Origin of the sequence: Streptomyces sp. NPDC006552, assembly GCF_040611655.1 — a bacterium.
Taxonomy (GTDB): Bacteria; Actinomycetota; Actinomycetes; order Streptomycetales; family Streptomycetaceae; genus Streptomyces.
Genome location: NZ_JBEXOS010000058.1, coordinates 40,483 through 50,321 on the forward strand (window position 1 = coordinate 40,483; position 9,839 = coordinate 50,321).

The 9,839-nt window shown below is 71.7% G+C and carries 11 protein-coding genes; 3 read left to right on the forward strand and 8 right to left on the reverse strand.

Annotation, left to right across the window (positions count from 1 at the left end; translation table 11 throughout):
• Positions 1–48: 48 nt before the first annotated feature.
• From cbiE to ABZY33_RS27610, 5 genes are all read right to left on the reverse strand, one after another.
• Positions 49–1,293 (reverse strand): precorrin-6y C5,15-methyltransferase (decarboxylating) subunit CbiE, encoded by a 1,245-nt coding sequence (cbiE, locus tag ABZY33_RS27590; RefSeq protein WP_356494383.1) that lies wholly within the window; start codon positions 1,291–1,293, stop codon positions 49–51.
• Positions 1,294–1,429: 136 nt separating this feature from the next.
• Positions 1,430–2,068: a GNAT family N-acetyltransferase gene (locus tag ABZY33_RS27595; protein WP_356494384.1), complete on the reverse strand. Its 639-nt coding sequence runs from the start codon at positions 2,066–2,068 to the stop codon at positions 1,430–1,432.
• A 163-nt stretch (positions 2,069–2,231) separates the two neighbouring features.
• The gene (locus ABZY33_RS27600) at positions 2,232–3,062 is read right to left on the reverse strand and encodes a MetQ/NlpA family ABC transporter substrate-binding protein (RefSeq protein ID WP_356494385.1); all 831 of its coding nucleotides are present in this window, start codon (positions 3,060–3,062) and stop codon (positions 2,232–2,234) included.
• A gap of 74 nt (positions 3,063–3,136) precedes the next feature.
• On the reverse strand, positions 3,137–3,895 hold the full coding sequence (locus ABZY33_RS27605; RefSeq protein WP_356494386.1) for a methionine ABC transporter permease: 759 nt from the start codon (positions 3,893–3,895) through the stop codon (positions 3,137–3,139).
• A complete protein-coding gene (locus ABZY33_RS27610) occupies positions 3,892–4,947 on the reverse strand; it encodes an ATP-binding cassette domain-containing protein (RefSeq protein ID WP_356494387.1) in 1,056 nt (351 codons plus the stop codon). Before ABZY33_RS27610 ends, ABZY33_RS27605 begins: the two co-directional genes overlap by 4 nt.
• 639 nt (positions 4,948–5,586) lie before the next feature.
• Between ABZY33_RS27610 and ABZY33_RS27615 the strand changes: the two genes are divergently transcribed.
• Positions 5,587–5,946, forward strand: coding sequence for a hypothetical protein (locus tag ABZY33_RS27615; protein WP_356494388.1), 360 nt, complete (start codon positions 5,587–5,589; stop codon positions 5,944–5,946).
• A 115-nt stretch (positions 5,947–6,061) separates the two neighbouring features.
• Positions 6,062–6,448, forward strand: coding sequence for a hypothetical protein (locus ABZY33_RS27620; protein WP_356494393.1), 387 nt, complete (start codon positions 6,062–6,064; stop codon positions 6,446–6,448).
• On the opposite strand, the gene ABZY33_RS27625 is transcribed toward ABZY33_RS27620, so the two are convergent.
• The 3 genes from ABZY33_RS27625 to ABZY33_RS27635 form a co-directional block, all read right to left on the reverse strand.
• Entirely contained in the window at positions 6,438–6,965 is a 528-nt protein-coding gene (locus ABZY33_RS27625; protein ID WP_356494389.1) for a GNAT family N-acetyltransferase, read from the reverse strand. The two genes, ABZY33_RS27620 and ABZY33_RS27625, sit on opposite strands and share 11 nt — an antisense overlap.
• 39 nt (positions 6,966–7,004) lie before the next feature.
• On the reverse strand, positions 7,005–7,520 hold the full coding sequence (locus ABZY33_RS27630; protein WP_356494390.1) for a sigma-70 family RNA polymerase sigma factor: 516 nt from the start codon (positions 7,518–7,520) through the stop codon (positions 7,005–7,007).
• A 74-nt stretch (positions 7,521–7,594) separates the two neighbouring features.
• Positions 7,595–8,797 carry a glycerophosphodiester phosphodiesterase gene (locus tag ABZY33_RS27635; RefSeq protein WP_356494391.1) on the reverse strand — a complete coding sequence of 401 codons (1,203 nt, stop codon included), beginning with the start codon at positions 8,795–8,797 and terminating at the stop codon, positions 7,595–7,597.
• Between the two features lie 309 nt (positions 8,798–9,106).
• Between ABZY33_RS27635 and ABZY33_RS27640 the strand changes: the two genes are divergently transcribed.
• A complete protein-coding gene (locus ABZY33_RS27640) occupies positions 9,107–9,736 on the forward strand; it encodes a lysophospholipid acyltransferase family protein (protein WP_356494394.1) in 630 nt (209 codons plus the stop codon).
• Positions 9,737–9,839: the final 103 nt, after the last annotated feature.

The following is a 9,839-nucleotide window of genomic DNA, read 5'->3' on the forward strand; positions in this document are numbered from 1 at the left end:
TGCGGTACAACGATCGGCCAGCCTACCGCGCGCGTTGGGCCGACCGGGTCATGGGTGGCGCTCCCGCAGCCGCCCCGAGAGCAGGAACCCCACGGTCCGCTCCTTCTCCGTCCAGGCGCGTGTGTCCAGTTCGACGGATTGCAGCAGGGCGCACTCGACGTCGTAGCCGTGCTCCGTCAGGTCCCGGCCGATGAGTTCGGCCGCGTCGCGGGTCGCGGCGTGCGTGACGATGCGTGCGGGCCGCCGGTCGGCGACGGCCGAGACGACCGCCGCTCCCCCGCCGCCCACCCGGACGACGTCGGGTTCGGGCAGGTCCTCCAGGGCGTGCGGCGCGGTGCCGTGCACGAGCTGGGCCTGGACGCCGAAGCGGCGGGCGGTCGCGAGGGTGCGGGCGCAGGCGTCGGCGTCGCGGTCGACGGCGATGACGGCCGCGCCGAAGCGGCCCGCCTCCGCGGTGAACGCGCCGCTGCCGCAGCCGATGTCCCACACGAGGTCGCCGGTCCGCGGTCCCAGGCGGGCGAGTTGGGCCGCGCGCAGCTGCTCGCTCTCGCCCTCGCCGAGGGGGCCGGCGTAGGCGGTGGCGGGCAGGGCCCAGCCGCGGGGCCCCGCGTCGGGGTCGCCGCCGGCCAGCCAGCCGCCGCCGGCCTCGGTCCCGGGGGGCGCGCCGCTCTCCGGGGCGCGGGCGGCGACCGGGCCGCCGATGACGATGACGACGTTCGGGTCGCGCCAGGTGTGGTCGGCGGCCTTGTCGGAGGTGACGACGGTGACCTGCTCGCGCTCGGTGCCGAGCTCCTCGCAGATGACGAAGGTGCGGTGGACGCCGTCGAGCAGCAGACCGAGCTCGGCGGGGCCGGCGCCGGGCGAGGTGAGGACGGCGACCTTGGTGTGGGCGCGGCAGACGTTGACGGCGCGGCGCAGGGTGCGGCGGTGGGCGACGGTGACCTGGGCGTCGTCCCAGGGCATGCCGGCGCGGGCGAAGGCCTGGGCGACGGAGGAGACGGCGGGCACGACCTCCACCTCGAGGCCGTACTGCGGGGCGCGCAGAGTGCGCACGACGCCGAAGAAGCCGGGATCGCCGTCGGCGAGGACCACGGCGGTGCCGCGGTGTCCGGCGATACGGCGGGCGGCGAGGGAGACGCTGCCGAGGCGGATGCGCTCGGCGCGCTCGGGTACCTCGGGGAGCGCCAGGTGGTGGGCGGCGCCGGCCACGAGCGTGGCCGCGGCGAGCGCGGAGCGGGCCGCCGCGGTCGGCGCGGAGCCGTCCCAGCCGATCACCGTGACCCGGTCGGCCATCGTCGTCAGTCTCCCAGGTGGGCTCGGGTGCGTACACGGGTCGTGCGTGGACACGGGTCGGGGGAACCGCCGGGCGGTGCGGGGCCGGGCGGGGCACCGAGAGCGTACCCGCTGGGTCCGGGGGCCGCGCGAGCGGTCAGTTCCAGTCCGAGAAGGCGGTGAATCCCCCGGCCTCGGCGAGCTGCTCGGTGACGCCCTCGATGTCCTCGGGCAGCAGGCTCCACACGATGAAGTCGGTGCGGACGTCGGTCAGGGCTCCGTCCTCGGTGCGCGTACGCGCTATGCAGGCGCCCCGCAGGACGCCCTCGCTGATGCAGCCGATCTTCTGGGCGACCTGCTGGGAGGCGGTGTTGTCGGCGGCGGTGCGCAGTTCGATGCGCTCCATGCCCTGGTCGCGGAAGAGCCACTGGGCCATGGCGAGCGCGGCTTCGGATGCGTAGCCCTCACCGCGGGCCCAGGGGGCGATGATGTAGGAGAGTTCGGTGGAGCGGACGTGCCAGTTGGTCTTGGTCAGCTGGACGACGCCGACGAGGCGCTGGGTGAGGAACTCGGTGACGGCGAGGTCGAGTCCGGTGCCGGCGGCGCGCTCCTCGGGGGCGTAGCGGGTGATCCAGGTGCGTGCGCCGTCCTCGGTGAAGGGCTGGGGCACGGAGGTCCAGGCGGCGACGAGTTCGTCGTTCATCATCTCGGCGAGGGCGGGGGCGTCGTCGTCTTCGAGCGGACGCAGCACCAGTCGCTCCGTACTGATGGAGATGTCGGGGAAGGTGTTCGTCATACGCCGCTCCGTAACCTTCGTGGCCGCCCGCACAAGGTCGCACCGGCGCCGGGTGAAGTGCCCAGCATGCAGCATGCAGGCACGTAACTGCACATGGGGGCCGCCCCCGTTGCCGGGAGGGGCCCCCATGGACGGCGCGTCGGCCGGGACGGTGCGGTGCGGCTCAGAAGGACGGCAGGACGGAGCCCGCGTACTTGTCCTCGATGAACTTCTTCACCTCGGGAGAGGTGAGCAGCTTCGCGAGCTTCTTGACGCGCGGGTCGTCCTCGTTGCCCTCGGTCACGGCGAGCACGTTGTTGTACGCGTTGTTCTCCGTGGACTCCAGGGCGAGGGCGTCCTTGGCGGGCTTGAGGCCGGCGCCGATGGCGTAGTTGCCGTTGATCACCGCGGCGTCGACGTCCTGGAGGGAGCGGGGCGTCTGGGCCGCCTCGACCTCCTTGAACTGGACGTTCTTCGGGTTCTTGGCGACGTCCTGCGGGGTGGCGTCGCTCTCGGAGCCCTTCTTGAGCGTGATGACGCCGCTGGCGGCGAGGAAGCGCAGGGCGCGGCTCTCGTTGTCGGCGTCGTTGGGCAGGGCGATGGTGGCGCCCTTCTTCAGCTCCGCGGTCTTCTTGGCCTTCTCGGAGTAGAGGCCGAGCGGCTCGAGGTGGACCGTGGCGACGGACTTGAGGTGCGTGCCCTTCTTCTCGTTGAAGTCTTCCAGGTAGGGCTGGGTCTGGAAGTAGTTGGCGTCCACGGACCCGTCCTCGGTCGCCGTGTTCGGCGTGACGTAGTCGGTGAACTCCTTGACCTCGAGGTTGAGGCCGGCCTTCTTCGCCAGGTGGTCCTTGACGTACTTGAGGATCTCGGCGTGCGGCACGGGGGTGGCGGCGACGACGAGCGGGTCGGAGGCCTTGGCCTTGGTGTCGCCCTTGTCGGAGCCGCAGGCGGTCAGGCCCAGGGTGAGGGCGCCGGTGGCGAGGACAGCTGCGGTGATCTTGGTGGTGTTACGCACGAAAAGTGCCTTTCTCCATGGGTGGTGCGACCCGCCGGGTGGGGCGGGGAGCGGGGTGGGCGCCAGGGGCGGTGTCAGCGAGTCTTGGCGGTTCCCGTGGCGGACTTGGCCGCGGCCGGGCCGCCGGGCAGGAAGCCACCGAGGGCACGGAAGCGGAGCGGTTCGCCGCCCTTGCCCGCGCGGCGGTGCAGGACGCGGGCCCCGCTGTCACCGGCGAACTGGATGAGAGCGATGGCGACCGCGAGGACCGCCACGATGATCCACATCATCGCGGTCTCGAACCGCTGGTAGCCGTAGCGGATGGCGAGGTCGCCGAGGCCGCCCGCGCCGACCGTGCCGGCCATCGCGGAGTAGCCGATGATGGCGACGATCGTCGTGGTGGTCGCCGAGATGAGCGAGGGCAGCGACTCGGGGACGAGGGCCTTGCGGACGACGGTCCAGGTGTTGCCGCCCATCGCCTGCACGGCCTCGACGAGTCCGCCGTCCACCTCGCGTACGGAGGTCTCCACGAGCCGCGCGAAGAAGGGGACGGCGCCGACGGCGAGCGGCACGATGGCGGCCTCGCGGCCGATGGTGGTGCCGACGACCCAGCGGGTGAAGGTCATCAGGGCGACCATCAGGATGATGAAGGGCATCGAGCGGACGATGTTCACGACCTGCCCGATGACCTTGTTCGCCACGACGCTCTGGAGCAGGCCGCCGCGGTCGGTGAGGACCAGCAGGACGCCGAGCGGCAGTCCGGCGACGACGGCGATCAGCGTGGACCAGCCGACCATGTAGAAGGTGTCCCAACAGGCCTGCGACAGCAGGGGCTGCATCTCCGACCAGGTCACTTGGTGACACCTTCCTTCAGGGTTATGGACGTGCGGTCCTCGCGGGCCCCGTCCTTGACGATCTCGACCTGGAGCCCCTGTTCGCGCAGGAAGCCGATCGGGACGACGTTCTCGTCATAGCGGCCGGGCAGTTCGATGCGCATGCGGCCGACCTGGCGGCCCGCGACGGTGTCCATCGCGGCGCCGAGGATCGAGATGTCGATGTTGTAGGTGCGGGAGAGCTGCGAGATGACCGGCCGGGTCGCCGACTCCCCGTGGAAGGTGACGTCGATGACGGTGCGGTCGGCGCCGGAGGCGGAGCCGCTGACCGGGAAGAGCGCGGCGGCCAGCTCCGAGCCGGGCGTCGCGAGCAGTTCGCCGACGGTGCCGGACTCGACGATGCGGCCGCGCTCCATCAGGGCGGCGGAGTCGCAGACGCTCTTGACGACGTCCATCTCGTGCGTGATGAGCAGGACGGTCAGGCCGAGCTGCCGGTTGAGGTCGCGCAGCAGCTGGAGGATGGAGCGGGTGGTCTCCGGGTCCAGGGCGCTGGTCGCCTCGTCGGAGAGGAGCACCTTGGGGTCGCCGGCGAGGGCGCGAGCGATGCCGACGCGCTGCTTCTGGCCGCCGGAGAGCTGGGCCGGGTAGGACTTCGCCTTGTCGGCGAGGCCGACGAGGTCGAGCAGGCCCAGCGCCTTGGCGGAACGTTCCTTCCCCGACGCGCCGAGGATTTCGAGCGGCAGCTCGATGTTGTCCTGGACGGTGCGCGAGGAGAGCAGGTTGAAGTGCTGGAAGACCATGCCGATGCGGCTGCGCGCCTCGCGCAGCTCCTTGCCGGCGCGCGGTCCGCGCCCGGCGAGGGCGGTGAGGTCCTGGCCGGCCACCGTCACGGTGCCGGAGGTGGGACGCTCCAGCAGGTTCACGCAGCGGATCAGCGAGGACTTGCCGGCGCCGGACTGGCCGATGACGCCGTACACCTCACCTTCGCGCACGTGCAGATCGACGCCGTCGAGAGCGGTGACCTCGCGGCCGCGCGAGCGGTAGACCTTGGTGAGGCCCTGGGTGGTGATCACGTGGGTTTCCGTCACTGTCGAGTGCGCGGCACGGGTGGTGCCGGGCACGGGGCATACATCTCGGAACGTGCGGGGTTCCCGGGCGCGGCAGGCTCTCGCTCCGGGGAGCGGTACCGGTGCAGTACGGAGACGCTGTGCGCGGGGGCGGGCCCGGTCACGGGGGCGGCTGGCTTCTCCTGGCGGAGTCACTCCCTGCGGACGGGGCGCGCGGGCACTCGCTTCGGGGCGCGGGTGCGGCTGGTGCGGGGGCCCTCAGAAGGCGCACATTCGACACATACAACGAGCACCGGGCGTCATCGTCGCCTCGGTCGCAAGGGTGCGGCTGCTCGTCGTGGTCATGCGGGCAAGTAAAGCAGAGATGAGGAGTGCCGTGGCGCGCGCTGTCCGTATACCGGACAGCGCTGGACAGGCCGCCGGCGGCGCTCGGGCGCCGGTGCGGGCCTCCGTGCCCGCCTCCGTGACCAGTGCTGCCACGGCCGACGGGTCCCGCGCCACGATGTCCGCACGCAGTGCGTGTCCGGGTGTGCTGTGGTCAACGCCACGGTGGCCGTGCCGCCCGCCCGGTCCGCCGCGCGTGCTCCCGGCGGGCGCTCCGGGGCCGGGCGCGGTGGGCACGGCGCGCCGTAATAAAGTCGGCGCATGCTCTCTGCCCTGACCCTGGTGACGGGGATCGCCGCGCTCGCGCTCGCCGTGTGGTGCGGCTTCGCCGCCTCGCGGGACCAGCCGACCAAGGACTGGCACTTCATCGGCATGGCCGTGGTCTCGGTCCTCGCGCTGGCGCAGTTGGTCGTCGGGATCGTGCAGCTGGCGCGCGGGCAGCAGGCGGAGCAGGGCACGACGATCTTCGTCGCGTATCTGATCGGGGCCTTCGCGTGTGTGCCGGCGGCCGGCTTCATGTCGCTGGCGGAGCGGACGCGCTGGGGTTCGGTCACCGCGGCGGCGGGCGGCGTGGTCCTCGCCGTGCTCGAAGTACGGCTCTACGACATCTGGGGAGGCTGAGGTGAGCGCCATCTCAGAGGACACCGAGAACACCGAGAACACCGACAACACCGACAACGCTGGGAATGCTGACAACCCCGGGAAGAACGACGGGGCGGGCGGCGGGTCGCGGCGGCTGACCAGCGGTCCGGGCACGCTGCTGGTGTGGCTGTACGGCGTGATGGTGGTGGGCGCGGTGTCGCGCTCGGTCTTCCAGATCGCGACGGACTTCGGCAAGGCCCCCCTCGCGTACACGCTCTCGGCCGTCGCGGGCGTCGTCTACGGGTTCATCACGTACTCGCTGGTGCGCGGCGGGGACACGGCGCGCAAGGCCGCGCTGGTGTGCTGCGCGGCCGAACTCGTGGGCGTCCTCGCGGTGGGGACCTGGACGCTGGTGGAGCCCTCGGCGTTCGCGGACTCCACCGTCTGGTCCGACTACGGGATGGAGTACCTGTTCATCCCGGTGCTCCTGCCCGTCTCCGCGCTGTTCTGGCTGCGCCGGGCGCGGTCCGCTACGCGCTAGCCGCGAACGCGGCCGCCTCTGCGCCCGTGGCACCGTTGGCGTCGGCGTCCTTGGCGAGCGTCACCAGGGTCAGCCGCTCGTCCACCCGCTGGGTGGAGACCGCCGTGTAGCCGTGCTTGCGGTACAGCCGCAGGTTGTGTTCGCTGCGGTGGCCGGTGCGCAGCTCGAAGCGCGTGGCCGGGCCCGCCGCGCCGAGCGCGGACTCCACGGCGGCCAGCAGCCGGCCGCCCAGACCGTGGCGCTGCATGCGCGGGTGCACGATGAGCTTGGTGATCCGGGCGGTGCCGTCCGGGCTGGCCGTGCCCCGCACCGACGCCACGACTTCGTCACCGAGGCGGGCCACCAGGACGGTACCGCCCGTCAGTTCGGCCCTGACCGAGTCCAGGGTCTGGGTGAGCGGCTCGATCGAGTAGTCGCCGTAGAGCTGTGCCTCGCTCTGGTAGCAGAGGTACTGCAGCTTGAGGATCTGCTCGGTGTCCGCTTCGGTCGCCGCAGAGATGGTCACGCTCATGCCCATGTGTGCATACCTCCCGCTCACCTGTCCGCCTGTTGTCCCTCACCCTTTTCCCCTGCGGGGTGTGGGCGCAACCTCGGCCGCGAGGATTCTGCGCAGGCATCCCAGACATCTGGCACGTTTTGGCCCAAGACTGCCCTGTGACATACCCAACTCACCTGCGATCTCACGGTAAGTGGGGTCGTGCGGGGAGAGCAGGGCGCCCAACAGGCGGCGGCAGCGGGCGGGGAGCCGGCCGATCGCGGCGTGCAGGGCGTGGGCGCGTTCCCGGTCGAGCGTCAGGTGCTCGGGGTCGCAGGCGGCTTGCTCGGCGGCGGGCTCGGTGGCGTAGGGCGCCTCGCGCAGGGCCGCGCCGCGCTGGCGGCTCGCCTCGGCGCGCACCGCGGCCGTCAGCCAGGCGGCCGGGTCCCGCGGCGGGCCCTGCGAGCCGAGCCGCTCCAGCAGGCGGACCCAGACGGCCTGTTCGAGGTCGCCCGGTTCGGCGGCGCCGGGGAGTTCGGCGCGGGCCTCGGCGGCGAGGAGGGGGCGCAGGGCGTCGATCACCGTCTCGTACGTCATGCCCGGCGGGACGCGGCGGCCGCGGGCCCTGGTTGCCGTGGCCGCCGCGTCTCACTCCAACCGGCTGTCGCGCATCAGCCGTTGACGAAGTCCTCGCGGGCCAGGAGGGCGGTGTCGCAGTTGTCGGAGAAGATCCCGTCGATGCCGGTGGCGAAGTACGCCTGGAAGGCGCCGAACGCGTCGCCGTAGGCGTTCGGGTCCGTGCCCTTCCTGAAGTCGGCGGGCAGGAAGGTGTTCTCGTTGCGCATCGTATACGGGTGCAGGATCAGCCCGGCCCGGTGCGCGTCCCGTACGAGGGTGGTCGGCTCCAGGAGCTTGCCCGCCGCGTCCTTGGGGATGATCAGGTCCAGGGTCGGGCCGATGCCCTGCGCGTACGACGCGATCTCCTTGAGCCCCTTGGGGGTGATCAGGTCGGCGACGGTGCGCGGGTCGCCGGTCGCGACGAAGTCCGCGGGGCGGGAGTCCGCCGTGGAGAGCAGGACCACCAGGGGATTGCCGACCAGCTTGTCCAGGCGCTGGATGCTGGTCGGTTCGAAGGACTGGAGGAACGCGGGCGAGTTCTTCCCGTCGAGCCGGTAGGCGCGCAGCAGCCTGGCAAGGCGCTCCTCCAGGCCCAGGCCCAGCTTGCGGAAGTAGGTGGGGTGCTTGGTCTCGACGTGGATCCACACCTCGCGCCCGCGCTTCTTGCTCTGGGCGGCGCGCCACTGGAGGACCTCTTCGAAGGTGGGGATCGCCCAGCGGCCGTCGTAGAGGGTGTTGTGCTGACGGGTGCCGGGGATGCGCTCCTTGGCGCGCAGCGTCTTCAGCTCGGCGAGGGTGAAGTCCTCGGTGAACCAGCCGGTCGTGGAGACCCCGTCGATGACCTTCGTGGTGCGCCGGCCGGCGAACTCGGGGTGCGCCGACACGTCCGTGGTGCCGCCGATCTCCGGCTCGTGGCGGCAGACGAGGTGGCCGTCCCTGGTCGGGACGACGTCGCCCGCCTCGATGACGTGCGCGCCCATGTCGAGCGCCAACTGGTAGGAGCCGAGGGTGTGCTCGGGGCGGTAGCCGGAGGTGCCGCGGTGGGCGACGACCGTCGGCACGGGCAGGCTTCGGTAGCCCTGTCCGGAGTGATTCCCGCCACGGTCCCGGTCGGCGGCCGCGGCGGTACCGGGGGCGGCGAGGGCGGCCGCGCCCGCGCCCAGCACCGCGGCGCCCAGCAGCGAGCGCCGGCCCAGCGCCCCTTCGGCCCGCGTCTCCTGTGCGTCCTGCGCCCTGTGTGCCTGCTCGTTCCCCATGAAGCACTCCTCTTGCCGAGTCACGCCTTGCACCTGACAAAGCGGGTCGATCGTAGGGGGGCGGGAGTGACGAGTGGGAGACCCCGGACCGAACGTCAGGGTGCGGCGGGATGACTCCTCGGGGGGTTTCCGGGGGCGCCGGGGGCGAACATTTCGGTCAACTGTCCGTATCAAGTCGATGAACCCGATGTGCACCGGGTACCCGCCCGCGAGTATCGTCCTCACCTGCACAGACCCACCATCCATTCCTTGACACCGGAGGGCCCGTTGTCCCGCTTCGCGTTCATCAAGGCAGTGCTCGGACCGATCATGCGCCTGATGTTCCCCACGCGTGTCGAAGGCGCCGAGAACATTCCGGGCACCGGCCCCGTCATCCTGGCGGGCAACCATCTGACGTTCATCGACTCGATGATCCTGCCGCTCGTCTGCGACCGGCAGGTGTGCTTCATCGGCAAGGACGAGTACGTCACCGGCAAGAGTTTCAAGGGCCGCCTGATGGCCTGGTTCTTCACCGGTGTCGGCATGGTCCCGGTCGACCGGGACGGCGCCAACGGCGGCGTGGCGGCGCTGATGACCGGCCGCCGGATCCTGGAGGACGGCCGGATCTTCGGGATCTACCCCGAGGGCACGCGCTCCCCCGACGGCCGGCTCTACCGCGGCCGCACCGGCATCGCCCGCCTCACCCTCATGACGGGCGCGCCCGTCGTCCCCTTCGCGATGATCGGCACGGACAAGTTGCAGCCGGGCGGTTCGGGGATGCCGCGGCCGGGCCGGGTGACCGTGCGCTTCGGTGAGCCGATGGAGTTCTCCCGCTACGACGGCATGGGCCGCGACCGCTACGTGCTGCGCGCCGTGACCGACTCGGTGATGGCGGAGGTCATGCGCCTGTCGGGCCAGGAGTACGTGGACATGTACGCCACCAAGGCGAAGGCCGCGTAAGCGCCACCGGCACACATGACGGGGCCCCGGTGCTTGACCGCGGAGAGCCCGGCGAGCCGGTCGGCCAGCTGTCGCTGTCCGCCGCCGGCGGCCGCAACTCCCG